The sequence below is a fragment of the Gordonia sp. CPCC 205333 genome, from assembly GCF_048537885.1.
Taxonomy (GTDB): Bacteria; Actinomycetota; Actinomycetes; order Mycobacteriales; family Mycobacteriaceae; genus Gordonia.
Genome location: NZ_JBCLVI010000003.1, coordinates 311883 through 337350 on the forward strand (window position 1 = coordinate 311883; position 25468 = coordinate 337350).

Annotated in this window: 26 protein-coding genes; 21 read left to right on the forward strand and 5 right to left on the reverse strand. The window is 62.3% G+C overall.

Features of this window, described 5'->3' with window-relative positions:
- The first annotated feature begins 18 nt into the window (after window positions 1–18).
- The 5 genes from AAFP29_RS11655 (at window position 19) to truB (ending at window position 5239) form a co-directional block, all read left to right on the forward strand.
- The gene (locus tag AAFP29_RS11655) at window positions 19–1341 is read left to right on the forward strand and encodes an MATE family efflux transporter (protein WP_419217529.1); all 1323 of its coding nucleotides are present in this window, start codon (window positions 19–21) and stop codon (window positions 1339–1341) included.
- 422 nt (window positions 1342–1763) lie between these two features.
- Window positions 1764–2522, forward strand: coding sequence for an esterase/lipase family protein (locus AAFP29_RS11660; RefSeq protein WP_419217530.1), 759 nt, complete (start codon window positions 1764–1766; stop codon window positions 2520–2522).
- 103 nt (window positions 2523–2625) lie between these two features.
- Window positions 2626–3591 (forward strand): metallophosphoesterase family protein, encoded by a 966-nt coding sequence (locus AAFP29_RS11665; protein ID WP_419217531.1) that lies wholly within the window; start codon window positions 2626–2628, stop codon window positions 3589–3591.
- Between the two features lie 53 nt (window positions 3592–3644).
- Window positions 3645–4316, forward strand: a complete 672-nt coding sequence (locus tag AAFP29_RS11670) for a 4'-phosphopantetheinyl transferase family protein (RefSeq protein ID WP_419217532.1) — start codon at window positions 3645–3647, stop codon at window positions 4314–4316.
- Window positions 4316–5239 carry a tRNA pseudouridine(55) synthase TruB gene (gene truB, locus AAFP29_RS11675; protein WP_419217533.1) on the forward strand — a complete coding sequence of 308 codons (924 nt, stop codon included), beginning with the start codon at window positions 4316–4318 and terminating at the stop codon, window positions 5237–5239. Before AAFP29_RS11670 ends, truB begins: the two co-directional genes overlap by 1 nt.
- A gap of 7 nt (window positions 5240–5246) precedes the next feature.
- Here the strand turns inward: truB and AAFP29_RS11680 are convergent, their stop codons facing one another.
- Window positions 5247–5999 carry a metal-dependent transcriptional regulator gene (locus tag AAFP29_RS11680; RefSeq protein ID WP_419217534.1) on the reverse strand — a complete coding sequence of 251 codons (753 nt, stop codon included), beginning with the start codon at window positions 5997–5999 and terminating at the stop codon, window positions 5247–5249.
- A gap of 116 nt (window positions 6000–6115) precedes the next feature.
- Between AAFP29_RS11680 and AAFP29_RS11685 the strand changes: the two genes are divergently transcribed.
- From AAFP29_RS11685 to AAFP29_RS11705, 5 genes are all read left to right on the forward strand, one after another.
- Window positions 6116–7075, forward strand: coding sequence for a bifunctional riboflavin kinase/FAD synthetase (locus AAFP29_RS11685; RefSeq protein WP_419217535.1), 960 nt, complete (start codon window positions 6116–6118; stop codon window positions 7073–7075).
- 121 nt (window positions 7076–7196) lie between these two features.
- The gene (gene rpsO, locus AAFP29_RS11690; RefSeq protein WP_419217536.1) at window positions 7197–7466 is read left to right on the forward strand and encodes a 30S ribosomal protein S15; all 270 of its coding nucleotides are present in this window, start codon (window positions 7197–7199) and stop codon (window positions 7464–7466) included.
- Window positions 7467–7567: 101 nt separating this feature from the next.
- On the forward strand, window positions 7568–8032 hold the full coding sequence (locus AAFP29_RS11695) for a VOC family protein (RefSeq protein ID WP_419217537.1): 465 nt from the start codon (window positions 7568–7570) through the stop codon (window positions 8030–8032).
- Window positions 8029–8355 (forward strand): ArsR/SmtB family transcription factor, encoded by a 327-nt coding sequence (locus AAFP29_RS11700; RefSeq protein WP_419217538.1) that lies wholly within the window; start codon window positions 8029–8031, stop codon window positions 8353–8355. The genes AAFP29_RS11695 and AAFP29_RS11700 overlap by 4 nt, the downstream gene beginning before the upstream one ends.
- Window positions 8342–8830, forward strand: coding sequence for an SRPBCC domain-containing protein (locus AAFP29_RS11705; protein ID WP_419217539.1), 489 nt, complete (start codon window positions 8342–8344; stop codon window positions 8828–8830). Before AAFP29_RS11700 ends, AAFP29_RS11705 begins: the two co-directional genes overlap by 14 nt.
- Before the next feature lie 25 nt (window positions 8831–8855).
- Here AAFP29_RS11705 and AAFP29_RS11710 read toward each other — a convergent pair whose 3' ends face one another.
- Entirely contained in the window at window positions 8856–9488 is a 633-nt protein-coding gene (locus AAFP29_RS11710; protein ID WP_419217540.1) for an isochorismatase family protein, read from the reverse strand.
- Window positions 9489–9608: 120 nt separating this feature from the next.
- Here AAFP29_RS11710 and AAFP29_RS11715 point away from each other — a divergent pair, with 120 nt between their 5' ends.
- On the forward strand, window positions 9609–10583 hold the full coding sequence (locus tag AAFP29_RS11715; RefSeq protein ID WP_419217541.1) for a GlxA family transcriptional regulator: 975 nt from the start codon (window positions 9609–9611) through the stop codon (window positions 10581–10583).
- A gap of 425 nt (window positions 10584–11008) precedes the next feature.
- The gene (locus tag AAFP29_RS11720) at window positions 11009–13282 is read left to right on the forward strand and encodes a polyribonucleotide nucleotidyltransferase (protein WP_419217542.1); all 2274 of its coding nucleotides are present in this window, start codon (window positions 11009–11011) and stop codon (window positions 13280–13282) included.
- Window positions 13283–13344: 62 nt separating this feature from the next.
- On the opposite strand, the gene AAFP29_RS11725 is transcribed toward AAFP29_RS11720, so the two are convergent.
- Both AAFP29_RS11725 and AAFP29_RS11730 read right to left on the reverse strand, forming a co-directional pair.
- Complete coding sequence (locus AAFP29_RS11725) at window positions 13345–15405, reverse strand: neutral/alkaline non-lysosomal ceramidase N-terminal domain-containing protein (protein WP_419217543.1); 2061 nt, start codon at window positions 15403–15405, stop codon at window positions 13345–13347.
- Window positions 15406–15482: 77 nt separating this feature from the next.
- Window positions 15483–16748: an MFS transporter gene (locus AAFP29_RS11730; protein WP_419217544.1), complete on the reverse strand. Its 1266-nt coding sequence runs from the start codon at window positions 16746–16748 to the stop codon at window positions 15483–15485.
- A 134-nt stretch (window positions 16749–16882) separates the two neighbouring features.
- On the opposite strand from AAFP29_RS11730, the gene dapB reads away from it, so the two are divergent.
- The 9 genes from dapB to AAFP29_RS11775 all read left to right on the forward strand — a co-directional run bounded on the left by dapB (window position 16883) and on the right by AAFP29_RS11775 (window position 24546).
- A complete protein-coding gene (gene dapB / locus AAFP29_RS11735; RefSeq protein WP_419217545.1) occupies window positions 16883–17635 on the forward strand; it encodes a 4-hydroxy-tetrahydrodipicolinate reductase in 753 nt (250 codons plus the stop codon).
- A 4-nt stretch (window positions 17636–17639) separates the two neighbouring features.
- The gene (locus tag AAFP29_RS11740) at window positions 17640–18155 is read left to right on the forward strand and encodes a tetratricopeptide repeat protein (RefSeq protein WP_419217546.1); all 516 of its coding nucleotides are present in this window, start codon (window positions 17640–17642) and stop codon (window positions 18153–18155) included.
- Between the two features lie 4 nt (window positions 18156–18159).
- A complete protein-coding gene (locus AAFP29_RS11745) occupies window positions 18160–18669 on the forward strand; it encodes a flavodoxin family protein (protein ID WP_419217547.1) in 510 nt (169 codons plus the stop codon).
- A gap of 71 nt (window positions 18670–18740) precedes the next feature.
- On the forward strand, window positions 18741–19292 hold the full coding sequence (locus AAFP29_RS11750) for a VOC family protein (RefSeq protein ID WP_419217548.1): 552 nt from the start codon (window positions 18741–18743) through the stop codon (window positions 19290–19292).
- A 137-nt stretch (window positions 19293–19429) separates the two neighbouring features.
- The gene (locus AAFP29_RS11755) at window positions 19430–20830 is read left to right on the forward strand and encodes a DUF222 domain-containing protein (protein ID WP_419217549.1); all 1401 of its coding nucleotides are present in this window, start codon (window positions 19430–19432) and stop codon (window positions 20828–20830) included.
- Between the two features lie 229 nt (window positions 20831–21059).
- Window positions 21060–21866, forward strand: a complete 807-nt coding sequence (locus tag AAFP29_RS11760) for a thymidylate synthase (protein ID WP_419218080.1) — start codon at window positions 21060–21062, stop codon at window positions 21864–21866.
- Entirely contained in the window at window positions 21863–22366 is a 504-nt protein-coding gene (locus AAFP29_RS11765) for a dihydrofolate reductase (RefSeq protein ID WP_419217550.1), read from the forward strand. The genes AAFP29_RS11760 and AAFP29_RS11765 overlap by 4 nt, the downstream gene beginning before the upstream one ends.
- Window positions 22367–23611: a winged helix-turn-helix domain-containing protein gene (locus tag AAFP29_RS11770; RefSeq protein ID WP_419217551.1), complete on the forward strand. Its 1245-nt coding sequence runs from the start codon at window positions 22367–22369 to the stop codon at window positions 23609–23611.
- Window positions 23612–23781: 170 nt separating this feature from the next.
- A complete protein-coding gene (locus AAFP29_RS11775; RefSeq protein WP_419217552.1) occupies window positions 23782–24546 on the forward strand; it encodes an HAD-IIB family hydrolase in 765 nt (254 codons plus the stop codon).
- A gap of 4 nt (window positions 24547–24550) precedes the next feature.
- On the opposite strand, the gene AAFP29_RS11780 is transcribed toward AAFP29_RS11775, so the two are convergent.
- The gene (locus AAFP29_RS11780) at window positions 24551–25354 is read right to left on the reverse strand and encodes a tyrosine-protein phosphatase (RefSeq protein ID WP_419217553.1); all 804 of its coding nucleotides are present in this window, start codon (window positions 25352–25354) and stop codon (window positions 24551–24553) included.
- Window positions 25355–25468: the final 114 nt, after the last annotated feature.

A 25468-nucleotide genomic window follows, 5' to 3' on the forward strand; every position in this document is an offset into this window, starting at 1 on the left:
GGTAACGACTCGCAGGCGTTGGATTCCGGTATCGGCCGGATCGCGGTGCTGGCGACCTCGGCGCTGGCGGTACTCATCGCGCCGCCGCTTTATCTCTTGCTCGATCTGGCCGTCGTCGGACGACTGGGCGCGCACGAGTTGGCCGCGCTCGGCGTCGGAACTCTGGTGCTCTCGATTCTCAGTACTCAGCTGACCTTTCTGGCCTATGGCACCACCGCCCGTTCGGCTCGACGGTTCGGTTCGGGTGATCGCAATGGCGCGCTGGCCGAAGGTATGCAGGCGACATGGATAGCATTGGCCGTTGGGCTGGTAATCGTCGTCGTCGGATTCGCAACAGCTCCGTGGGTAATGCAAGCGCTGGTTCCCGACGACACCGTGGCCGCAGACGCCGCGGGTTGGTTGCGTATCGCCATTTTCGGGGTTCCGTTGATCTTGGTGGCGATGGCTGGCAACGGCTGGATGCGCGGTATCCAGGAGACTCGCGCGCCGGTAGTGAATGTGGTTGTGGGCCTGAGCATTTCAGCGGTGCTCTGCGTTGGTTTGGTACATGGCGTTGGCGGGTTGCCGAGACTGGGTTTACACGGCAGCGCGTGGGCCAATCTCGTTGGGGAGGGTCTTACCGGCTTATTGTTCTTGGCGGCGCTGGCGCGGCGCGTGGTGGGGTCGGCGGTGTCCTGGCGGCCTGATCCGATGATTGTTCGCGCACAACTCGTCATGGCGCGTGACCTCATCGCCCGCAGCCTTTCGTTCCAGATCTGCTTCGTGTCGGCTGCGGCTGTCGCGGCGCGGTTTTCGGTGGAAGCCGTTGCGGCGCATCAGGTTGTATTGCAGGTATGGGAGTTTCTGACGCTGCTACTCGACTCGTTGGCCATCGCCGCGCAGAGTCTCGTTGGCGCCGCTCTGGGCGCTGTCGCGGTTGGGCGGGCGAAACTCGTTGCGCGGCGGGTGACTACGGCATCGATGGCTCTGTCAGTTGCGGTCGCAGCGTTGTTGGCTGCCGGTGCGTCGGTGCTGCCTCGGGTGTTCAATTCCGATCAGATGGTGCTCGATGCCATCGCCACGCCGTGGTGGTTCCTGATCGCGATGTTGCCGATAGCCGGCGTGGTATTCGCACTCGACGGCGTCCTGCTGGGCGCGGGCGATGCCGCGTTCTTGCGTACTGCCACATTGGTTTCGGCGCTCGGCGGGTTCTTTCCGCTGATTTGGCTGTCGCTGATCTTCGACTGGGGCCTCGCGGGAATTTGGTCTGGCTTACTCGTCTTCATGGTGCTGCGATTGGCGGCGGTATGGTGGCGTTACCGCAGCGGGAATTGGGCCAGAATAGTCATTTCGGGGCAGTAGTGTCGGGGCCGCGTAGTTCGGGGACGAAAAGTGGGGCGCGTAGCCTGGCGGTGGAAACTGTTGTGGCATATACCTTTGCGGCGGAAATGTCTGCGCGATGGTCTCCGCGGCGCGAGACGCAGAGTGACCCTGGTAGCTCGCTTTTACCGCTGGTCGAGTGCCGAGGAGCGTTAGCGACGAGGTGTATCGAGACCCCCGTCAGTCAACTGCGTGGCGGTGTAGGGGTTTTCGAGTCCTGTTGTGTGGTCTCGATACACCGACTGGCAAGCTCGTCGGCACTCGACCGGCGGGGGTGTTGTGTGGTCTCGATACACCGACTCGCACGCTCGTCGGCACTAGACCGGCGCACGGGGCCGGCGCGGTTGAGCGGACCGCGTACCCAATACCCACACCCTAGACCTACTTAGGCTAACCTTCTAAGAATGTCGGTTCGTCGAATCCTCTTTGCAGTAGTCAGTGTCATCGCGATGATGAGTGTTTTCACCATCGCGGCTCCCGCACAAGCCGCGCCACCGCAAACTCGTGTGCTGCTTATCCCCGGCCAGTCCTTCGGCACGACGCCGTACGTTCTGATGGCCGAGAATCTCACCTCGCGCGGGTTTGCAACGACTCTCCTGGACTTGAAGGGATTCGACGTCAAGGCGGACGCAAAGGCAATCAGCGCCGCCGTCGACCGCGAGCGTCGCGCGCATCCCGGAGCAAAGATCGCTCTGGTCGGACACAGTATGGGCGGAATTTCCGCGCGCTGGTACCTCAAAGCATTGGGTGGGACCAAGAAAGTCACCACCTATGTCGCCATCGGTAGCCCGCAGTACGGGTCCGGTGCCGCGTGTTCGCAAAACGTCGGCCGCGAAGTGTGCCCAGGTAATAAGTTCCTGACCGCGATCAACAAGGGCGATGACACTCCCGGTCCGACGAAATACTTCGGCGTGCGTAGCGCGCGCGAATACGCGACCGGAGACCTCGACGGCGGTCAGTGCCGCGTAACCCCGGTCCCGGCGAACGAATCCCTACCGCGACTGGGTCTGGAGCACACCTTCGAGTCCTTCGATTCCCGCGTCTGGGATGTGACGGTTGCATCGCTGAAGGGCAAGTGTGCTGGCCGGTTCGTCACCGATCCGGATGGCAAGCTGACCTACCAGAAGTCGCTGCGGCCCGGCGCCCCCGGTTACCGGCGCTAATACTGATTCAACCGCGAAGGCCGTCGGGACGATCTGCCCCGGCGGCCTTTTCGCTGCGCCCGTTTTTGGGACGCGGCCGGGCGATCTGGAAGGATGGAACATCGTGGCAACTCTCTGGGCGATCAGCGATCTGCACGTGGCACACCGCGGCAACGAACATATCGTCGATCAGATTCGTCCCGCCGCCGCCGACGATTGGCTGATTGTCGCCGGTGACGTCGCCGAACGCACCGACGACATCATCGACACACTGCGTCGCCTGCGTGCGCGGTTCGACACTGTTATCTGGGTGCCGGGCAACCATGAGTTGTATACGACGGCTAAGGATCCGCTGCAGATTCACGGGGTAGCGCGCTACGACTACCTGGTGCAAGCGTGCCGCGACATCGACGTCGTGACGCCCGATGACATCTTTCCGATCTTCGATGCCGGGGTTGCCGGGGCCGAGCCGGTTCGCATTGTGCCGATGTTTTTGTTGTACGACTACACGTTTCGCCCCGAAGGCACCACCACGGCACTTGCCGCGCTGGCGCTCGCGCGCGAACGCAATGTCGTCGCGACCGACGAATTTCTCATTTCACCCGAGCCGTATCCGACGCGCGATGCCTGGGGGCGGGCGCGAATCGAAGCGACCCGCAAGCGTCTCGACGCTATCGACCCCGCCGAGCAGACGATCCTGATCAACCATTGGCCCCTTCGCCGTGAACCAACCGACGCGTTGATGTACCCGGAGTTCGCGCTGTGGTGCGGCAGTGAACTCACCCACGATTGGCACACCCGCTACCGCGCCGCGTGTGCCGTCTACGGACACCTGCACATTCCACGGACCACCTGGTACGACGATATTCGTTTCGAAGAAGTGTCGGTCGGCTATCCGCGCGAGTGGAAGCGACGTGGGTTGCCCGAGCCATTGCTGCGCCAAATCTGGCCGGATCCGGGGATGACGCCAAATGACTTGCCTGAACACGGGGCACGATTCGAGTTGCCGCCCGACTATCAGGAACGCGCCGCCGAGTTCCGCCGGAAGCTGGCGGAACGTCAGGCCCGGCGCAGTTCGGGGACGAAGTGACGTCGATAAGAATTCCGCCCCATTACCTCCATGAGAGAAGTTAGGCAGCCCAGTTGATTGAGCAGATTCTGCCGGCCGGCGTCATCGGCGTTGAGGCATTCGACGACCCGGTCGGCTTGACCGCGTTACCCGCGGAGGAGCCGATAATCGGACGCGCGGTGGAGAAACGTCGTCGTGAATTCATCACCGCACGACATTGTGCGCGAGAAGCATTGTCGCAGTTGGGTGCCGACGCCGGGCCGATCATGCGTGGTGAGACCGGCGAGCCATTGTGGCCGCGGAACGTGGTCGGTTCGATCACCCACACCGACGGCTACCGTGCGGCAATCGTCGGATATGCGATGGCGGTACGCTCACTCGGCATCGACTCCGAGCCTCATGATGCGCTGCCCGACGGCGTACTCGAGCACACCAGCATCGCGGCCGAGCGCGATGTCCTGGCGGGGCGTCCGGCGGGGTTGCATTGGGATCGGCTTCTGTTCTGCGCCAAGGAGACAACCTATAAGGCGTGGTTTCCGCTGACTCATCGGTGGCTTGGTTTTGAAGACGCGCATATCGTGTTCGAGCAGATCTCGGGTTCCGACACCGGTGCGGCGTCGGGGACTTTCACCTCGACAATTCTCATCGACGGCAAGACCGACGACGGGGGAGAACCGTTGTTGCGCTTACCCGGCCGCTGGCTGATCGACCAGGGATTCATCACTACGACGATCACGCTCGTCTAATGGCCGAGGGACACGCGCATCTCGACAGTGCCGGTTTGGTCGTCGTAGACAAACCGGCGGGTATGACCAGCCACGACGTTGTGGCCAAGTGCCGCAAGGGATTCAATACGCGCCGGGTCGGTCATGCCGGAACACTCGACCCAATGGCGACCGGCGTGTTGGTCGTCGGCATCGAGCGTGCGACGAAGTTGCTCGGTCTATTGTCATTGACCACCAAGTCGTATGCAGCGACGATTCGCCTCGGCGCGGCCACGGACTCCGACGACGCCGAAGGCGAAGTGGTGTCAAGTGTTGACGCGGCAGGCCTGAATGACGATGAAATCGCCGCTGGCATAACGGCATTGACCGGCGACATCATGCAAGTACCGGCCAAGGTGTCGGCGATCAAGATCGACGGGCGACGCGCCCACGCGTTGATGCGCACGGGTGAGGACTTCGAACTTCCCGCGCGGCCGGTCACCGTCGATCGCTTCGATCTCGTCGCTACCCGACGCGAGGGAGCGTTCGTCGATCTCGATGTCGAGGTTGACTGTTCGTCGGGAACGTATATTCGCGCGCTGGCCCGCGACCTGGGGGCCGCACTCGCGGTCGGCGGGCATCTCACGGCGTTGCGCCGCACCAAAGTCGGGCCATTCAGTCTGGAGCACGCGCGGACTCTCGACGAGTTGGTACGTGATCCCGAAACTGACGGAACCCCACCACTGAGTCTGCATATAGACGAAGCGGCCAAGCTGGCATTTCCGCACCGCGAGATCAGTTTTGACGAGGCCGAGGGCATCAGCCAGGGACGCTGGTTGGAGCCGGTGGGACGTAAAGACGTTTATGTGGTGATCGACCCCGCGGGACAGCCGATCGCATTGATCCGGGAAAAGGGTCGTCGAGCCAGCTCGGTAATGGTGGTACGGCCGGCGACGTTGCGTTAGCGACGCGCTAGGTGGTGTGCGGATCCAAATAGATTGCGTGCGTTGCGATGTCACCGAGGTCCAAGGTGGTGCCGCCGTGGACCTCGATGCTGGTCGTGCCTGCGAAAGGACGTTTTTCGACCACCGTCAGCACACAATCCAGTGCTACTCCCACCTCGTGGAAGTAGCGGAGCATGTCAGGGTCGGTGTCAGAAATGCGTGCGACGGTACCCGAGTCGCCGACCGACAGATCGGCCAGTCGCGTGGCCGACGGCAATGCCATCGACCCGTCGAGGGCTGGAATCGGATCGCCATGTGGATCGCGTTCGGGGTGACCGAGTTTCGAGTCGATACGAGCCATCAGCCGATCGGATACCGCGTGTTCGAGTATCTCGGCCTCGTCATGCACTTCGTCCCAGCCGTAGCCGAGCTCGGACACCAGGAAAGTCTCCAGTAGTCGATGTCTGCGCACCATGCCGATCGCGGCGGTCTGACCCGACTCGGTGAGGCTGACCGCACCGTATTTCTCATGCGAGACAAGGCCTTGGTCGGCGAGCTTCCGGATCGACTCGGATGCCGTCGATGGTGAGACGCCGAGTTTTTCGGCGAGCATCTTGGTGGTCACTTTCACCTCTGCCCACTCCTGCGCCGTCCAGATCACCTTCAGATAGTCCTGGGTGACCGAGGTCAGGGCTTCGACAGAGGGAGTCGGAGCGTTCGTCGCGCTGGCGGCGTCCTCGTCGGGGGTGCGTCGCGACGTCGGGCCGGAGCGGTTAGGCATGCGTCACAGTCTAGAGGGGTGGAGTTGTCGATGTCGCCGGATACCCGGCGGCGTGCGTGTCGGCAATGATGTCCTTGCCGCGCAGTGGCTAACAGGGTGCCTGTAGGCTGTGCCACGTGTTGCGTTGGCGAGGGCTCGACGACATTCCAGCAGACTGGGGCAGGTGCGTGGTCACCATCGGTGTATTCGATGGCGTCCACCGTGGGCATGCACAATTGGTACACGCCGCAACCGCGGCTGCGCAGCAGCGTGGAGTGCCGTCGGTGCTGATGACTTTTGATCCACACCCGGCCGAGGTTGTGCGCCCCGGTAGCCATCCTCCGCAGTTGACCACCCTGACGCGCCGTGCCGAACTCGCCGAGGCGATGGGTATCGACGTTTTCTGCGTCATGCCGTTCACTCCGGTTCTGGCCTCTCAATCGCCGAAGGATTTTGTGCACGAGGTCCTCGTGGAGCGGCTGCATGCGTCCGAGGTCGTCGTCGGCGACAACTTCACCTACGGCAAGAAGGCCGCGGGCACCGTCGACAAACTGCGCGAATCAGGCGCACGTTTCGGCTTTGAGGTGCAAGCGATTTCGCTATTCGGCGAACATGCGGTGACGTTCTCGTCGACATACATCAGGTCATGTGTCGCGGCCGGTGACGTCGAGTCGGCGGCCGAGGCTCTCGGTCGTCCGCACCGGGTTGAAGGTGTCGTCGTTCGCGGCGACGGGCGTGGTCGGCAGTTGGGTTATCCGACTGCGAATGTCGCGCCACCGATGCATTCGGCGATTCCGGCCGACGGCGTTTACGCGGCGTGGTTCACCGTCTTGGGCGCGGGACCCGTTGTGGGACAAGTGGAACCGGGGGCGCGATACCAAGCCGCGGTGTCCGTCGGTACCAACCCAACCTTCTCCGGCCGAACCCGCACCGTTGAAGCATTCGTCCTCGACACCAGCGCTGATCTTTATGGCCAGCATGTCGCAGTCGACTTCGTCGCGCATATCCGTCCGATGGTTGCCTTCGACAGCATCGACGATCTGCTCGACGAGATGGCGAAGGACGTAGAGGATACCCGGCGAGTCCTCGGCGAATAGGGCTGGCGGCTTCGATTTGGGTGCGTACCGCGCTCGCTGGTACCCTGGCTCCTCGGTGTTGCTGCAGTCCGCGGTGGCGCACCAGGTGAATGGACGCGGAACTGAAATAAGGAGTACTGCCATGGCTTTGACTGCCGAGCAGAAGAAGGAAGTCCTCACCGCGTACGGTCTCCACGAGACCGACACCGGTTCACCAGAAGCGCAGGTCGCCTTGCTGACCAAACGCATCACCGATCTCACCGAGCACCTCAAGCAGCACAAGCACGACCACCACAGCCGTCGCGGCTTGCTGCTTCTCGTCGGCCGCCGTCGCCGCCTGCTCAAGTACGTCGCTCGCGTCGACATCGCGCGTTACCGTTCGCTGATCGAGCGTCTCGGCCTGCGTCGCTAACGTAAATCAGTCTTCGGGCCGGGCCACATCACCGCAGGGTGACATGGCCCGGCTTCGTTTTTGTCTTGATTTAGTTTCCGTATGGGGCAATAATTTCCGATATGGACGACAATGTATTCACCTCGGCAGTGTTCTACCGCGATCCGAAGGCCGCGCTCGCGTGGCTGAGTGAGGCATTCGGATTCGAGACGACGATGGCCATCGACGGCCCTCCCGACGCACCGGAGATGTCGCACTATGAAATGGCCGCGTCGTCAGGCGGGCGCATCATGATCGGCGCGCAGTGGGCGGACTGGACCCGAAGTCCCGCCGAGTTCGGCGGCGCGAACACACAGTCGGTACACGTGCAGCTGACCGAGGACATCGACCCGCATTTCGAGCGCGCGCGGGCCGCGGGTGCCATTGTCCAGGCTGAGCCGTCCGATCAGTTCTACGGCGATCGGACCTACCGCGTCGTCGATCTGGAAGGCCACTGCTGGACATTCGCGCAGCATATTCGCGACGTCACCCGGGCCGAAGCGGAAGCTGCGATCGGTCAGCCGATCGTTTCGCCGGGTTGGGAATGACCGACCTCGACGCCACGATCACCGCCCTTGCCGATCCGGTTCGCCGACAAGTCGTCGAACTATTGGCGAAACAGGCGATGCGGTCGGGTGAACTTGCCGAAGCTGTCGGAGCGAGTCCGTCGGCACTGAGTAAACACCTACGCGTGTTGCGCCAACGCGGCGTCGTCGAAGAATTCCATCCCGAGTTCGACGCTCGTGTTCGGATCTACTCGTTGCGGTCGGCGCCGATGGTCGAGTTGCGCGCTTGGCTTGATGCCACCGAGCGCGGCTGGACCGAGCAGTTGTCATCATTCGCCGACCTTGTCGAGCGTGATAGTGGCTGACGGGTCGCGGGTGCTGATCGCCGTTCGGGTCGAAGCCTCGGCCGACCGCGCGTTTTGGATCTTCACCGAACAGATCGGTCGGTGGTGGCAACCGAATCCGCTATTTCAGTTCATGCCGAATCGCGTTGGTGTGCTTGAGTTCGAGTCCGGACCGGACGGGCGTCTGATCGAGCGATACGACGACGGTTCGTATTTCGAGATCGGCGACGTCAGACGGTGGGAGCCGCCTTCGCGATTGGTGATGGGGTGGCGTCAGGAGGGCTTTCCGCCCGACGTCGACACAGAGTTGCATGTCCGCTTCGACGAGCTCGGCGGCGACCCGGTGTGCACTCGAGTGACCGTCGAGCACTTCGGTTGGGATCGGCTACCCCCGGAAAATGCTGTGCGGCATAACTTTCCGCTCGATGTATTCGCACTCCGATTCGCGCAGTGGTGGCAACAGCAGTTGGCCGCACTGCGCGAATCGGCGCGATAGAAGTATCGAGGTCGCGTCGATTCGTCTAGACCGCCGCGCCGCGTCCTTCCAATGCCGAACTCACCAGGTTGTTCTTGGTGAGCGCTTCGCCGGCCTCGAGTGCGGCGAGCCAGTCGGCGGTTGTGGCGACGGCCGCGAAGTTCGACTGGAGCAGAACCATCAGTGTGGTGTGCAATTGTTCGGCGGTCACCGAGCCGGCCTCGTTAGCGAGGTGGATCGCACCGGACGCATCAGACAGGATTTCGGCGGACAGTCCCAGTCCCTCGGCTTCCACCGCAGTTGCCAGATCGCAGTTGTTGGTCATGAAGCCGACGATGGTGATCGTGTCGACGCTGCGTTCTGCCAACCACTGTGCGACGTCGGTGCCAGCGAAAGTCGAAGCGAAGTTCTTCTCGACGTACTTGGCGTCGTCGGGCGCGGCGGCGGCGATCGCTGGCTGCAGTTGCCAACTTTTCGAGCCGGTGGCGAAAACCGGCGCCTGCTCCGGAAAGGTATGCGACACAATGACAATTGGTAATCCGGCCGCTTGCGCGGCATTGATAGCGGTGACTGTGTTGGCAACGGATTCGTCCCGTGGTGGGTACTGGATCTGCAAGGGGCCGATCTCGTATTCCTGTTGGACGTCGACGACGATCAGTGCTCTGCGTGGTGCGGGCATTCGGGTCTCCCATCGGATGTGGCTTGCTGTTCATCGATGAGTCTGCGCGGTGCGCGTTTGCAATGGCAGTGGCCGTTATGCACACTATCGATGGGATCAGGCCATCTGGAAGGGGTCGTCATGAGAATTGCGATCTATGTCTTCGATGGCGCGTCGTTGTTCCACATCGCGGCACCGCTGGCCGTATTCGGTGAAGTCGGCCGGGTGGAACGCGGTGTGAATTGGTCGCCCGTGTTGTGGTCATTTGGTTGCCCGACTATCCGCACGGCCGAAGGCAATGCGCTGTCTGGCATCGAGGGGCCTGAGATTGTCGACGACGCGGACATTCTCGTAATCCCCACGTGGCCAACGGATCTACCTACCGCCGACGCTCCGCTATGCGCGGTCGTACGCGCGGCCCATGAACGAGGTGCGGTAATCGTTGGATTGTGTTTGGGTGCGACTGCCATAGTCGACGCCGGCCTGCTCGACGGTCGTTCGGCGGTGACTCATTGGGGATGGATGCCTCAACTGGCGCAACGAAATCCGGACCTCACGCTCGATTCCTCGGTGCTATACATCGATCACGGCGACGTCATTACGTCGGCCGGCACGGCTGCGTCCATCGACGCGTGTCTGCATATCGTGCGGCGCTACCTGGGCGCGTCGGCGGCGAATCGTGTCGCCCGGTACCTCGTCGTCGCCCCGCATCGCGACGGCGGTCAGGCCCAGTACATCGAGCGCCCAGTCGCGCCGCAGCCGGACGGTGATCCGATAAGCGAGGTCTGCGAATGGACGCTGGCCAACCTCGACAGCGACCTATCGGTCGATGTTCTTGCGGCACAGGCGAATATGAGCCGACGGAGTTTCGTGCGAAACTTTCGTGCCGCCATCGGGATGCCACCGGCGCAGTGGGTTACTGACCAACGACTGAACGAAGCGCGCGTGCTGTTGGAGAACACCCGTTGGGGGATGGACCGGATCGCCCATTCGTGCGGATTTGGCAGCGCCGTGACTTTTCGGCAGAACTTCGTTCGGCGGTATACCACCACGCCGTCGGCCTACCGCGCCCGGTTTGGTCTGACTGGGGACGCAGAAGCCGGGTGGCGGCGCTGAAACTGTTCCCGTGGCGGGCGAGGACGGCGATATGGCGTCCGCTCGGCTCAGGGGGACATTTAGGAATCTGCGCGGCCAAGCACCCGCAGAATGGCAACCATCGGCTTGTCAAGTGATAAACTCACCACGGAACATCGCCGGTTGCAGATGTCAACAGATGAAGTTTGGTGGGTTCGAGTCAGATCGGTCCTCGGTAGTGGCTGCCGGAGCCAAGGGTTCCGACAGCTTCGATCGAAGGCCGTCTGCATCGCATGTCCTGTTGGAAGGGCGTGCAACCACCGGCACTCTGTGCGATCTCTCGCATTCTCGCTATGTCCCGACACCTTGTCGTACCCGTCAAAGGGCTGATCAGGTGTCGTAATCGCGTAACCATCCGGCGGCGCCGACGAGCGGCCCGCCGCACTGAAAGGGAAACCCCCGAACATATGACTACTGAAGTCAACACCGACGTCGACTACGACGACGACGTCACCGAAGCCACCGCCGTTATCGACAATGGCAGCTTCGGCACCCGCACCATCCGTTTCGAGACCGGCCGCCTTGCACAGCAGGCCGCTGGCGCCGTCGTGGCGTACCTCGACGAAGAGACCATGATCCTCTCGACCACCACCGCGTCGAAGGCGCCGAAGGATCACTTCGACTTCTTCCCGCTGACCGTCGACGTCGAAGAGCGTATGTACGCCGCAGGACGCATCCCCGGATCGTTCTTCCGCCGCGAAGGCCGTCCGTCGACCGACGCGATCCTCACCTGCCGTCTAATCGACCGGCCACTGCGCCCTTCCTTCGTCGACGGCCTGCGTAACGAGATCCAGGTCGTCGAGACCATCTTGTCGCTCAACCCCAACGATCTGTATGACGTCGTCGCGATCAACGCCGCGTCGGCATCGACCCAGATCGCAGGACTGCCCTTCTCCGGTCCGGTCGGCGGCGTCCGCGTCGCGCTGATCCCGACCGAGGAGAACAAGGCGGGCCAGTGGGTCGCGTTCCCGACCGTCGAGCAGCTTGAGGGAGCCGTGTTCGACATGGTTGTCGCGGGTCGCATCGTTGATGGCGGCGATGTCGCCATCATGATGGTCGAGGCCGAGGCAACCGAGAATGTCCTGGCTCGCATCGCCGAGGGGGCTCAGGCGCCGACCGAGGCGATCGTCGCCGAAGGCCTCGAAGCTGCCAAGCCGTTCATCGCCACCTTGTGCCAGGCTCAGAAGAGTCTGGCCGAGCAGGCTGCCAAGGAAACCGGCGACTTCCCGCTGTTCCCGCCGTATGCCGACGACACTTACGCAGCGGTCGATGCCGCGGCATCGGAGAAGCTGGCGCAGGCGCTGACCATCGCGGGCAAGCAGGAGCGTGACGCTGCCACCGACGAGCTCAAGGGCGAACTTCTCGATCAGCTCGCCGGCCAGTTCGAAGGCCGTGAGAAGGAAATCGGCGCGGCCTACCGCTCGCTGACCAAAAAGCTGGTCCGCCAGCGCATCCTGACCGACCACTTCCGCATCGACGGCCGTGGTATTACCGACATCCGGTCGCTCTCGGCCGAGGTCGCGGTCATCCCGCGTGCACACGGCAGCGCGCTGTTCGAGCGTGGCGAGACCCAGATCATGGGCGTCACCACCCTGGACATGGTCAAGATGGCTCAGCAGATCGACTCGCTGGGACCCGAGACGTCCAAGCGGTACATGCATCATTACAACTTCCCGCCGTACTCGACGGGTGAGACGGGTCGCGTTGGCTCGCCGAAGCGCCGCGAAATCGGCCACGGCGCGCTCGCCGAGCGTGCTCTCGTGCCGGTGTTGCCGAGCGTCGAGGAGTTCCCCTACGCGATTCGCCAGGTGTCTGAGGCCCTCAGTTCCAATGGCTCGACATCGATGGGTTCGGTCTGTGCATCGACCATCTCGATGCTCAACGCCGGCGTGCCACTGAAGGCTCCGGTCGCTGGTATCGCGATGGGGCTGGTTTCCGACCAGGTCGACGGCGAGACCCGTTACGTGGCGCTGACCGACATCCTCGGTGCTGAAGATGCCTTCGGCGACATGGACTTCAAGGTCGCCGGTACCAAGGATTTCGTCACCGCCCTTCAGCTCGACACCAAGCTCGACGGCATCCCGTCGAAGGTGCTCGCCGGCGCGTTGAGCCAGGCCCGCGATGCGCGCCTGACCATTCTGGACGTAATGGCCGAGGCCATCGACGAGCCGGACGAGATGAGTCCGTTCGCACCGCGGATCACCACCATCAAGATCCCGATGGACAAGATCGGTGAGCTGATCGGCCCCAAGGGCAAGACGATCAACGGCATCACCGAGGAAACCGGCGCCAACATCTCCATCGAAGATGACGGCACCGTGTTCGTCGGCGCCGCTGACGGCCCGTCGGCGCAGGCCGCGATCGACCGGGTCAACGCCATCGCCAACCCGCAGCTACCCAAGGTCGGCGAGCGGTTCCTGGGGACGGTCGTCAAGACCACTGCCTTCGGTGCCTTCGTGTCGTTGCTGCCGGGCCGCGACGGACTGGTCCACATCTCCAAGTTGGGCCGTGGCAAGCGGATCAACAAGGTTGAGGACGTTGTGAGTGTCGGATCGAAGTTGCAGGTCGAAATCGCCGACATCGACGAGCGCGGCAAGATCAGCCTGATCCTTGTCGACGACGAGGCTAAGGCGGACGCACCCGCTGAGGTGAGTGCGGACGAGGTCAAGGCCGACGCCTGATCTGATTTGCGCAATGCGGCCCGCGACACAATGTCGCGGGCCGCTTTGCGCCTGATGAACCTCTATCGAACGTCGATTCGTCCGCTCGTCCCGGTGAAGCTCGTAATCTTCCCCGACGTCGACTTCGCATCGCCGAAATATCGCACCCGGTACCGTCCGGTCGCACCGCGCGGGATGTGCCAGGTGATAGTGGTCGTCGACGCGGACGTGCTCCCGGCCGGACGTGTCCATGTCAACTCGGTGGAGACATGGTCGTCATCGAAGGCTGTTGCCCAACCGCTGCCGGTGAACCGCTCGATGACGAAATAGCCACGGTTGTTCGTGCCGCGTCGAATTTTGTTGCTGGGGTATGCGCCACAAAATCCCACAGTTATCGTTTGCCCGGCACGCGCCGACGATGGGGCCGGCTTTACGACATCGCCGAACCGGCGTCCCGGATGAGGTTTGTCGGCTGGCTGTGATCCGAGTAGGTCGGGCTGCAACCCGGAATGATCGGCCGGGCGCGGGCCAGTGCCGAGCCTGGCGCCACGCGTCATCGCGCGTGCCATTTTGTCTAGTTCCTGCATATACGCACACAAGGTCCAGCGGCCGAATAATGTCTCGCCGCCCTCGTACTGCTGTGCTACATACTCCTCCGGCGTCGTGACGTACTGGCTATACCCATTCGAATAGCCTTGTAGGAGAACATTTTCTAGCGGAACCTTCATCGCATCGGCGACGATGCGCCGAATTCGCAGGCCCGCGACGATGGTGGATTCGGTTGGGATCGCGGCCAATACGAGATCGCCGATCCGGATCAATTGGATGGGCAGCGTCTGCTCGATCCACGGCCGTGGCGGCAGTAGACCCAGGGGAAATAGAATCGCCTTGGGCGCTTGAGCGTCGACGATCCAATGCGGGGGAGTCGGATTTGAACCGGCCCCCAGCGCCATCGCGAATTCATTGCGTACGCCCTCGTTGAGAAAGGACAACTGGCTGCGAGTGTTGTCTTCCTGACTGGTCGCCGCAGCTGCGGCACCCATCATTGCCGGTGTCGTGCGTGCGGCGTTTCCATGTGGCGTGTAGTGACCGCTGATCGCCACATTCGCCATGTCGACGTAGCGGGTCGCCGAGTCGACGCCCGCGGTCGACATCGACCGGGCTCCAGCCAGGGCGGTCTGACCTGCCTGATCCTGGCGCTGACCGATGATGACCCGATTGGTGCGATTGTCTGCCGTTGGCCCGCCGGGATGCATCTTGCGGAGCCACATGTTGGGTGTCATATCGCCGGCGTTGGTTTGCGCGTGCGCGCTGACGATATTCGGGTCGCGTTGCTCGCCGAGATATGCGGCATAACCCTTGTTGTCGGGGGCGATGAGGAAGTTCGCATCGGTCAGTGATGTCCCGTGAGTGGCGAACCAGGTGATTTCACCGATCGTAGAACCGTCACGGCGCAGTCGAAGTGCGGTGACCTGGGGGTCGATGTGATTGGGAAAGTGTCGTTGTTCGTCAGTGGGGTTGAGTGTGAATGCCGTCAGTGACCGGTTCGCCGATGCGTTGTGGAGTTCGGCGTGACCGAGTTCGACGGTGCCCGGCCCGAGGCTACGGTGCGCGGCGTCGACCGCGTCCAATAGGCCAGCGACCTCGGCTCGAAACGAATTGTGCCGGTGGCCTTTTGCGGCCAAGACGTAGGCGTAATCCCACGATGTGCCACCGCACGAATTGTGATTGTGGGTGGCGTTGACGTTCACGTTGTGCACGTTGTAGGTATTGCCGTAGCGCTTGGTGAGTTCGACAAGCAGGGTTTGGTGATGCGAGGTGAATACGCAGGCGATGTCAGCGGTGATGAACAGAACTCGTTTGCCGCTGGCGGCGTCGGCGATGATGTACGCACGTGCCCAGGTTCGCTGCAGCAGTCCGTCGGCGACCTGGTCCGCATCGGAGTAGCCCATCATGCCCTGGCCGGCGATGGCGCCGGTCATATCGCCTTTACCGGCGCCGACGAGGTAGCCCGACGCCGGTGCGGCTGTCGCCGGTCCGCCGATCGCGGTGGTGAGGGTAGAAGCGATTGCCGCGCCGGCACCGATCGCCGCGCCGGTGCGCAAGAAGGTACGACGGTCGAAACCGGTCTGGTCGTCGGTCACGGAGACTCACTTTCCACCAAGCAGGTGCTTGTTTCCTGAGGACTCTAGCGGAAATTTGATCGACTGATCAGATGAATTCACCGAACACTGCGAACCAGCAGCACACTCAACCCGCCCGCGATCCCGAAGATCGCCGAGACGACGAATAACCCAGTGAATCCACCGGTAGCTACGACGACTCCCGCGCCGATCAGCGGTCCGAGTGCCTGCGGCACCGCCATTGCGATGTTCATGATGCCCAGGTCCTGTCCGTTGTGTTCGGCGTCTGGCAGGACCTGGGTCGCCAGTGCCTGATCGACACCGAGGAAGGCCCCATAACCCGCGCCGAGTAGCGCCGCGGCGACCATCGTCGTTGGCAGGTTGGCGACGATGCTGATGCAAATCGCCGCGAGGCCTTGTAGCAGGCCGGCAGCCAGCACGAATGGTTTGCGACGACCGATTCGATCCGAGACAGCGCCCGACGCCAGCGCTCCAATGATGACGAACACCATATAGGCGGCGGTCACCACGATCATGTCGGATTCAGGGTCGTCGCGATGAAGGCCGAACTGGAGAAAGAAGAACAGCAGCGACGTCCCGAGTGCGTTACCGACGTTGACGAGGATGCGGCCGAGCAGGGTCCAGCCGAAATCGGGATGTTTTCGTGGTGAGACCCAGAGTTCGGATAGAACGGTGCGTGGGGTGAGTGGTGCGAGTGTTGAGCTGACGGGAGGATCGTCGACAGTCACGACGAATGGAAGCACCAGGATCAACAACAGGATTGCGATCAGCGTGTAGGTGGGTAGATGGCCCCAACCGAGCGCGGCGACCAGCCCGATTCCGACGATGACGCCGATCGCCTGCGGTGCCGACACCCAGCTGGAGACGACGCCGCGCTGATTAACTGGGACCTGATCGCTGATCAACGCGGTGAGTGCGGCAGCTGCCGCGCAGAATCCGGTGAGCGTCACACACCAGAAGGCGGTGATTCCGACGACGGTGTGCTGCAACCCGAGTCCGACGAGCCCGCCAGCGAAAAGGACTGCGCCGCAGGCGATCCACGGGCGCCGCCGGCCGAATCGGCTCGACGTCCTATCAGATAGGGACCCGGTTAACGGGAACGCGGCTAGCGCGAAGAGGGCCGAGACGCCGGAAACAATGCCGAAGACGACGACGCTGCGCTGCCAGTTCTCGGCGTCGACCGAGTCTCCGATGCCGAGCCAATCATTGATCTGCTCGGGAAGAACGAGCTGGAACGGGGTGAGTTGTGCCATCCAGAGGCCCAGCCAGGCGACGGCGAACAGCGCGATCCAGCGATGTGACACACGGGCGAGTGGGGTGGCCTTCCCAACTGATGGCGGCATGGCAGCAATTGTTACCACTCAATCGGTTCCGGCGGGGTGGAGCCTTGTCGGATGTCGGTCGGGGCGAGGTGGGAGAATGAGTGGACAGCGGATGATCACCGCAATCAATCACTGGGTCGAAGGAGCGCATCAGCGTGAGTGAAGAAACCAAGGTCGGCGTGCTGGGCAGCAACGGCAAGGTCGGGCAGGCGATCGTCGCGGGAGTGCAGGACGCCAATGGTTTGAGTTACAGCGCAGGCGTCGACAAAGGTGATTCACTGAGCGATTTCGTCGATTCGGGCACCCAGGTCGTCGTTGACTTCACCCACCCCGACGTGGTGATGGACAATCTGAAGTTTCTGGTGGACAACGGGATTCATGCGGTGATCGGCACAACCGGCTTCACCGAAGAACGCCTGGACACCATTCGGGGCTGGCTGGCTGATGCACCCGACGTCGGGGTGCTGATCGCGCCGAACTTCGCCATCGGTGCGGTCCTGAGTATGCGTTTCGCGCAGCAGGCCGCTCGCTTCTTCGAGTCGGTCGAGGTCATCGAATTGCATCATCCGCACAAGGCCGACGCGCCGTCGGGAACCGCGACGCGGACCGCAGACCTGATCGCCGCGGCGCGGGCGGAAGCCGGCGTCGGCCCGAGTCCCGATGCGACATCGATCGCGCTCGACGGTGCGCGCGGCGCCGTCGTCGGGGATGTACATGTGCATTCGGTGCGACTCGCGGGACTTGTTGCGCACCAAGAGGTTTTGCTCGGCACGCAGGGCGAGACGCTGACGATCCGGCACGACTCGATCGACCGGACGTCGTTTGTACCGGGAGTGCTGCTTGGAGTACGCGAGATCGGTGCGCGACCCGGGCTGACCGTCGGGCTTGACGCGTTGATGGACCTATAGCGCGATGTCGCAGGAATCAGCGGATCCGACGCGGGGGCCTAAGCAGGGCCCCGATCTCACGCGCAAGGATGCTCGGCCGATCGTATGGATGGTCGGGTTCATCTGTGTCGCGCTGGTGGTCTATCTGGTGTTACTCGGCAAACAGGGGATCTCCCTCATTGCCGAAGGATCAGTCGTCGGCATCGGTCTGGGGATCGGCGTGCTTATCCTGCCGTTTCTCGGCGCGTGGATGCTCTACACGACGTTGCATGCAGGCATCGAACATCAGAAGCTGGCGCGGATCATGAAGGCCGAGGGTCGTGAACTCGATGTCTCGCAGTTGCCGAGGCGGGCGTCGGGCCGGATCGAGCATGATGCGGCGGATGAGATGTTCGCGCAAGTCAAACAGGAATGGGAAGCCGATCCCGAGGATTGGCACAACACGTATCGGATTGCTCGCGCATATGACTACGCCGGCGACCGAAAGCGAGCGCGGGACATGATGACTCGTGCCGTCAAGCAGTACCGGGAAGCGAAGTAGAACGATGGCGACGCTGCTGATAGTGCACCACACACCGTCGCCGCATTGCCAGGCGATGTTCGAAGCCGTGGTTAGTGGCGCGACCGCTCCGGAGATCGAGGGAGTCGAGGTAGTGCGTAGGGCGGCGTTGTCGGTGTCGGCGAGCGATTTTCTGGCGGCCGACGGTTATGTGTTGGGGAGTCCGGCGAATCTGGGGTATATCAGCGGCGCGCTCAAGCATGCATTCGATGTGAGCTATTACCAGATTCTCGACTCGACGCAAAGGCGTCCGTTTGGGTTGTATTTGCATGGGAACGAGGGGACCGAAGGGGCGGAGAACGCGGTCGACCGGATCACTGCCGGGCTCGGCTGGGTGAAGGTCGCCGAGTATGCGGTGGCGTCGAATAAGCCGGACAAGGCGGCGCTCGAGCAGTGTTGGGAATTGGGGGCGACCGTTGCAGCCGGGCTGATGGCGCAGGAGGCGCCGGACGTGCTGAGTTCGGGCCCGGCAACGCCTCGCGATGCGCGCAGGTAATCTGCGGCCAACCTGGTTGATGTGCAGCCCGGTGCTACGACTGTGAGTCGTAGTGAACTTCAGGAGGTAAAATGCGTTGGCGAGGAGTGAGTCACGTTGAGTTTGCGGTACTGGAGTACGACGACTCCATAGCCTTCTACGACGCGATGTTCGGCTGGCTCGGATTTAGCAGTTTCTCGTCGCTGAACATGGAATACCAGTCGATTTACTACATGACAGAGCATGTCAAGTTGCACAGCTACATCGGTATTCAGCCCGCGCGGACCGGCGGCAAACTAGTCCACGCCGAGCAGGCAGTCGGCATCAACCACATCGCTCTGTGGGCTAAGAGTAGGAAAGAGATCGATGACTTTCATCGTAACTTCCTGATAGCGCGAGGTATTTCGGTGACAGATCCGCCCAAGGATTACCCGCAGTACTGGCCCGGCTACTACGCGGTGTTCTTCGACGACCCCATCAACGGCATCCACTGGGAGCTTGCGTGGACGCCGCGAGTTCCTGCCCCGCGGCAGATATGGGCTTCCTACCAGGCGTTGCGCGGGTTTGCGCGGAGACGGTCGGACCTGGCCGACACGGTGCCTGGCCTCGCCTGGGAAGCACGCAGAAGGCTGCCGCGCAGCTGAGGGCACGCCTTCGGGGACAGCCCATCGCGGCATGATTGCCGCAAAGTGCTGAATGTCCATCCACCACAGTGATAACAACCATCACTCGAACACCAGTTCCCAGTCTTCTTGTCATACCCCCTCGCTAAAATCGGGATATGAAAGCCAGTGATATCGACGCCTTCATCTCGTCGCTGATCGACGATCTGGATGCTACCGCGCATAGTGACGACGCCGAGTTGGGCAGCTTGCTGACCTACGCGACGCCCGTGACCGACGATGCTGAACTTCTGATAACGCTCGTGACCGCCAACCGACTCCGAAACCTCGCCGACGCGCTACTCGCGCGAGCCGCCTGCGCTGTCGACAAAGCCGGCGTTGCCTCCCGCAAACGCGACACGGTTGCCAATATGCTTGCGGCGCTGGGTGTTCCACCGGCGGTGGCGTCGCGCGTGGTGAAGGTGGCTACGGCGCTGCGGTTGGTACCGGGGCTCGAGTCGGCGACCCGCGAGGCGCGTCTATCCGGCGAGCATGCTGCCGCAATGGTGACAGGCCTCGAGTTCATCGCGAAACGAGTAGAAGACCTCGATTCAACTCAGCGCGACACCGTCGCCTCCAATCTGCTTGCCCAGGCCCTCAGCGGTACGCCTAGTGACGTCGTTACCTGGGCACGAAAGGCCGCGCTCGAATTGGCACCAGATGACGCGCCGATGCAAGTCGCCGAGAACCGTGAATTGAACGAAGTGTCGCTGGCAACCGGTGACGATGGGCGTACGCATTCAGAGCTAGACCTGGATGTGTTGGCAGGGGAGAAGTTTCGCGTCGCCCTGGATCCACTGTCCAAGCCGGTACCGCAGGCAGACGGCAGCGCGGACCCGCGCTCAGTGAGCCAGCGGCGCGCGGACGCCCTCGAGCAGATCCTCGATACGTATCTGCGCGGAGAGGATCGCCCATATAGCGGCGGAAAGTTGCCGCATGTTGCGGTGACAATCGCCAACGGCGCATGTGCGCAGCATCATTCGACCGATGCGAAGATCCCGCAAGGGGCGCGAGAAATACCGTCCGGTCGCCGGAAGCTCGCGACCGCCGGTGCGCCGAAACATCCCGACGTACCCCGGCTCGACTTCGGCCAACCCATCTCACTGGCAACCGCCGCACTGATCGCTTGCGACTGCGATTTCACCGCGATAATTCTCGATGGTGAAAGTGTGCCCGTGGATATCAAGAAGACGCACCGACTATTTCCGCCAGAGTTGCGGCGCGCCTTGATCATTCGTGACAAAGGATGCAGCTTTCCCGGCTGCGGCAAGCCTCCTTCGTGGTGTCAGGCGCATCACCTGCACTACTGGAGCCGCGGTGGTGAGACCACTATCGGCAATGGTGCACTCCTATGCCAACGACACCACACCGTCATCCACCACACTGAATGGGAGATGCGGATGGGATCAGACGGACATCCGTGGTTTTCGCCGCCGACCACCAGTCCCGACACCCGACGCGCGTGGATACGATCGCACGCTCGCCGCACCCTGACCCTCGAAACCGCAGCGGCAGCCTGAACAACTCAGTTGGTGCCCACGACCCAGCCGAGCATCGCCCGGCATACGCGTTGTTTGAAAACTCCATAGAGAAACCGCCGGCCGACCGGCCAAGGCACTCGCGTCGTCGCAGGGGGTGAGATTCCCGGTCGCCACGCCGACCCGCAGGTCACCGGCTGCTCCCGATGACTCTTCACTACACTGGCTGACTGTGAGTGCCGCAAGTTCGTCGCAATCAGCCGGGGTCATCGTGCCCGACGCCGTCCCGACGCCATACGAGGATCTCCTGCGTCTCGTGTTAGACACCGGTACACCGAAATCGGACCGCACCGGCACTGGTACCCGTAGCCTGTTCGGACATCAACTGCGTTATGACCTGTCGCAGGGATTTCCGCTGATCACCACCAAGAAGGTCCATCTCAAATCGATCATCTACGAGTTGCTTTGGTTCCTGCGCGGCGACTCAAACGTCCGATGGCTACAGGACCGAGGGGTGTCGATCTGGGATGAGTGGGCCAGCCCGGAAGGTGACCTCGGCCCCGTGTACGGCGTCCAATGGCGTAGCTGGCCGACGCCGTCCGGTGAACACATCGACCAGATCGCCGGCGCACTGGACATGCTGAAATCCAACCCAGACTCCCGTCGCAATATCGTCTCGGCATGGAATGTGGGCGAGATCCCGCAAATGGCGTTGCCGCCGTGCCACGCGTTCTTCCAGTTCTACGTGGCCGACGGCAAGCTCTCCTGCCAGCTGTACCAGCGCTCGGCGGACCTGTTCCTCGGCGTTCCATTCAATATCGCCTCCTACGCGTTGCTAACCCACATGATGGCCCAGCAGGCCGACCTCGAAGTCGGCGACTTCGTTTGGACCGGCGGCGACTGCCATATTTACGACAATCACGTCGAACAAGTCCAGACTCAGCTGTCGCGGCAAGCCTTCGCGTACCCGAAACTCGAACTGCGCAAACGGGATTCAATCTCCGACTACGAGTTCGACGACATCGAGATCGTCGGATACCAATCGCATCCGGGGATCAAAGCGCCGGTGGCCGTGTGACCGACGCACCATCGCGGATACAACTGGTCTGGGCGCAGGATCTCAGCGGTGCTATCGGCAAGGGCAACATCATCCCGTGGCGGGTCCCGGAGGACATGGCGCGGTTCAAAGAACTGACCCTCGGCCATCCGGTAATCATGGGCCGTAAGACCTGGGATTCGCTACCACCCAAATTCCGCCCACTTCCCGGTCGGCCCAATATCGTGGTGACCCGCGATGAGCGGTGGTCGTCGGATGGCGGAACCGTCGCGAACAGCCTGCAGGAGGCGGTCGCACTCGCTGGCGATGACACCGTCTCGGTCATCGGCGGTGGCGAAATCTACCGCGCGGCAATGCGATACGCGACAGAGCTACGCGTCACCGAAATTGACATCGAGGTTGACGGCGCCGATGCTCACGCACCGCATATCGGCGATGAATGGATCGCCGAGCCCGGTGAGTGGGCGGTGTCAACGTCGGGCACTGGCTATCGTTTCGTCGACTACCGGCGACGCGGGTAGATGGCACTGCGCAGTCGAGACCTGTCGACCACGCAGGCTCGCCGGATCGCCTTGGCCGCCCAGGGATTCACCGACCCGCAACCGTCGAAGACGCCAGGGCGCGCAGATTTGAAGCGTGTTCTTCGCCGCACCAAACTGGTTCAGATGGACTCGGTGAATATCCTCGCCCGGGCTCACTACGTGCCGACTTTCAGCAGGATCGGCGCCTACGACACCGGAATCCTGCAACGCGCCGCATGGAGTTCGAATAGCCGCCCACCACGGCTCCTGGTCGAGTATTGGGCTCACGAAGCCGCCCTCATTCCCGTCGAGGACTGGCCGCTGTTTGGTTGGCGGATGAATCATTTCCGTGAAGGTAGATACCGCTACACTCGGGAAGTTTTGCGGCGCAACAGGTCTCAAGTCGACGACGTGCTCGCCATTATCACTGAGCGTGGTGCGAGTACTCCACGTCAGATCGAAGAGTCGCTCGGTATCGAGCGGCAAGGTGCTACCAAGGGCTCGTGGTGGGACCGTGGTGAGATCAAACATCTCTGTGAGGCGATGTTCGCAGGCGGTACGTTGTCGGCCGTTCGTAATGATCATTTCGTCCGTCATTACGATCTCGCTTCGCGTGTTGTGGGTGATGTCAGCGAGGTCGCTGTCGATGAACGAGAAGCGCACCGCCAGTTGGTATCTCGTGCCGCGAGCGCCCACGGCATCGCCACCGTCGCGGATCTCGCGGACTATTACCGGCTCAAGACCGCCGACGTGCGCGCCGTTCTGGGCGACCTTATCGAAGACGGCGAGATCTGCGCGGTCCGCGTTGACGGCTGGACCGATGAGGCCTATCTTCACCGGACGGCGAAGATCCCGCGCACGACAGAACGTTCCGCATTGTTGTCACCGTTTGATCCGCTGGTCTTCTTTCGGCCGCGAACAGAGCGGCTGTTCGACTTTCACTACCGCATCGAGATCTATGTGCCCGAACACAAACGAGTGCACGGCTATTACGTACTCCCGTACCTGCTGGGGGACACCATCGTGGCTCGGGTGGACTTGAAGGCTGATCGCAAAGCCGGTGTCCTGCAAGTGTTGTCATCGCATATCGAGACCGGCCAGGACAGGGCCGAAGTCGCGGCGCGTCTGGCCGACGACTTGACGACGATGGCTAACTGGCGCGGCCTCGACACAGTCGACGTTCGCTCACGGGGTGAATTGGCCCCCGCCCTACAGGCGGCCACCCGTTCGGGGCGACCACGCTAGTCGCTCCGATTCGAGTCAGCGCCGCCGTCTTCGTTCTAAGAGGTTGGTGGCGAACCGGGGCTTGACTGGGGATACACCCTGAATCGGTGATGTCGAGTAGGGGATGAGACAGTAGACCCCGACAAAATGACCGGCTCGCTGGACTAACACGCAAAGGAACACCGAGAAGTATGGCGGTTTCGGCCAACGGCAAGACGTATTCGCTGGTGATGTTCGACCTCGACGACACCCTCGCGGCGTCGAAGAGCCCGTTGAGCGACGATATGGCAGCGTTGCTTCGCCGCCTTCTGGCGTCGACGCGCGGTTGCATCATCTCTGGCGGCAACTACACGCAGTTCCAGGCGCAGGTGCTCGCCCGGATTGGCGAATTCGACGGCATCGGCAACCTGCATTTGATGCCGACGAATGGCACTCAGTACGTGCGTTGGTCAGGTTCGGAATGGGAGACCGTTTACGCCGAGCACCTTTCCGACGACGAGAAGCAGCGCGCGTTGAGCGTCGTCGAAGACGGGGCGAAGGCGCTGGGGCTATGGGAGTCGCAGACTTGGGGCCCGATCCTGGAGGACCGAGGGTCGCAGATTACCTTTAGCGCACTCGGCCAGCAGGCGCCGGTCGATGCCAAGGCCGCGTGGGACCCGGACGGTGCGAAGAAGGAATCTCTTCGTGCGTACGCCGCGGAGCGGCTTCCCGACCTCGAAGTTCGCAGCGGTGGCTCAACGTCGGTTGACATCACTCGTAAGGGGATCGACAAGGCTTATGGCGCAACACGATTGATGGAAATACTCGACATCGGCACCGACGAGATCCTGTTCTTCGGTGATCGCCTCGACGAAGGCGGCAATGACCGGCCGGTGATGGAACTCGGCATCGATTCGGTGCAGGTCCACGGCTTCGGCGACACCTTTGAGCGGCTCAGCGCCATTCTCAGTGGCTAGTAGTTCAGTAGACCCGCTGGGGCACCCGGACGGCGTCGCGCAGCGCGGTCACTTCTTTCGCCGATAAGCCCAGTCCCTTGCGGATGTAGTTATCGAAGCTGCCGTAGACCTTGTCGGCGGTGGTGAACGAGGCGCGCAACCATGAGATGTGCACGCCATTGAGTGGATCGTTGGGGCTGGCGTGGCGGTAGGTATTGCTGGCCAGATAGTCGCGCTCGACGGTGGCCCGATCTACACCGGCGATGGTCAAGATCAACGCGGAGGTCCAGCCGGTGCGGTCTTTACCCGCGCTGCAATGGAAGATCACTGAATCGCCAGCCGCGACGGTGCGCGTGACGATGCGCAAAGTCGAAGCGAAACCCGCACGTGCCTGCCGATCGGTGATGAATGAGCGGTAAGCGGAGTCGAGATCAATGAGATTGGTGACCGGTGTCGCGCCGAGGATGTCGTTCTCATAGGATTTGGCACCTGGAATGGCGTGGTCGGGCTGGGCGGCACGCTCGAGCGAGGTACGCAGGTCGATGACCGAGGTGACCTTGCGCTTGGCCAGTATGGTCTTGTCGCCGACGCTGAGTTTGGACAGATTGTCACTTCGGATGACCGCTGAACTGATCGACTTGTGATCGGCGGTTGTGTAGCCGTCGAAAGTACGGGTGTTTTGGGTGCCGTCGAGCGTGATCAGGCGTTCCGGCGCGACTATCGTTTTGGGTGCCGCAGCCGCTGGCGCGGCGACGAGAACTGGGGTACCGATCAACATCGCGGACGCAGCGGCGGTCGCCATGACTTTTCCGAATGAGAGAGACTTCACCCAGTGATTCTTACAAGGTCGGCAGGCGGTGCGCCACCATTGGAATCCGAGCAGCAGGTTAACATTCTCTCCCGTCAGCCCCTGAGTGTCAGAGAAGATCGCCGGTGAAAGGAA

Coding starts and splice junctions, on each gene's coding strand:
- AAFP29_RS11660 (WP_419217530.1), top strand. CDS start 1,764: ATGTCGGTTCGTCGAATCCTCTTTGCAGTAGTCAGTGTCATCGCGATG.
- AAFP29_RS11770 (WP_419217551.1), top strand. CDS start 22,367: ATGGCACTGCGCAGTCGAGACCTGTCGACCACGCAGGCTCGCCGGATC.
- AAFP29_RS11710 (WP_419217540.1), bottom strand. CDS start 9,488: ATGCCCGCACCACGCAGAGCACTGATCGTCGTCGACGTCCAACAGGAA.
- AAFP29_RS11720 (WP_419217542.1), top strand. CDS start 11,009: ATGACTACTGAAGTCAACACCGACGTCGACTACGACGACGACGTCACC.
- AAFP29_RS11680 (WP_419217534.1), bottom strand. CDS start 5,999: ATGCCTAACCGCTCCGGCCCGACGTCGCGACGCACCCCCGACGAGGAC.
- rpsO (WP_419217536.1), top strand. CDS start 7,197: ATGGCTTTGACTGCCGAGCAGAAGAAGGAAGTCCTCACCGCGTACGGT.
- AAFP29_RS11750 (WP_419217548.1), top strand. CDS start 18,741: ATGCGTTGGCGAGGAGTGAGTCACGTTGAGTTTGCGGTACTGGAGTAC.
- AAFP29_RS11740 (WP_419217546.1), top strand. CDS start 17,640: ATGTCGCAGGAATCAGCGGATCCGACGCGGGGGCCTAAGCAGGGCCCC.
- truB (WP_419217533.1), top strand. CDS start 4,316: ATGGCCGAGGGACACGCGCATCTCGACAGTGCCGGTTTGGTCGTCGTA.
- AAFP29_RS11745 (WP_419217547.1), top strand. CDS start 18,160: ATGGCGACGCTGCTGATAGTGCACCACACACCGTCGCCGCATTGCCAG.
- AAFP29_RS11775 (WP_419217552.1), top strand. CDS start 23,782: ATGGCGGTTTCGGCCAACGGCAAGACGTATTCGCTGGTGATGTTCGAC.
- AAFP29_RS11730 (WP_419217544.1), bottom strand. CDS start 16,748: ATGCCGCCATCAGTTGGGAAGGCCACCCCACTCGCCCGTGTGTCACAT.
- AAFP29_RS11695 (WP_419217537.1), top strand. CDS start 7,568: ATGGACGACAATGTATTCACCTCGGCAGTGTTCTACCGCGATCCGAAG.
- AAFP29_RS11715 (WP_419217541.1), top strand. CDS start 9,609: ATGAGAATTGCGATCTATGTCTTCGATGGCGCGTCGTTGTTCCACATC.
- AAFP29_RS11755 (WP_419217549.1), top strand. CDS start 19,430: ATGAAAGCCAGTGATATCGACGCCTTCATCTCGTCGCTGATCGACGAT.
- AAFP29_RS11700 (WP_419217538.1), top strand. CDS start 8,029: ATGACCGACCTCGACGCCACGATCACCGCCCTTGCCGATCCGGTTCGC.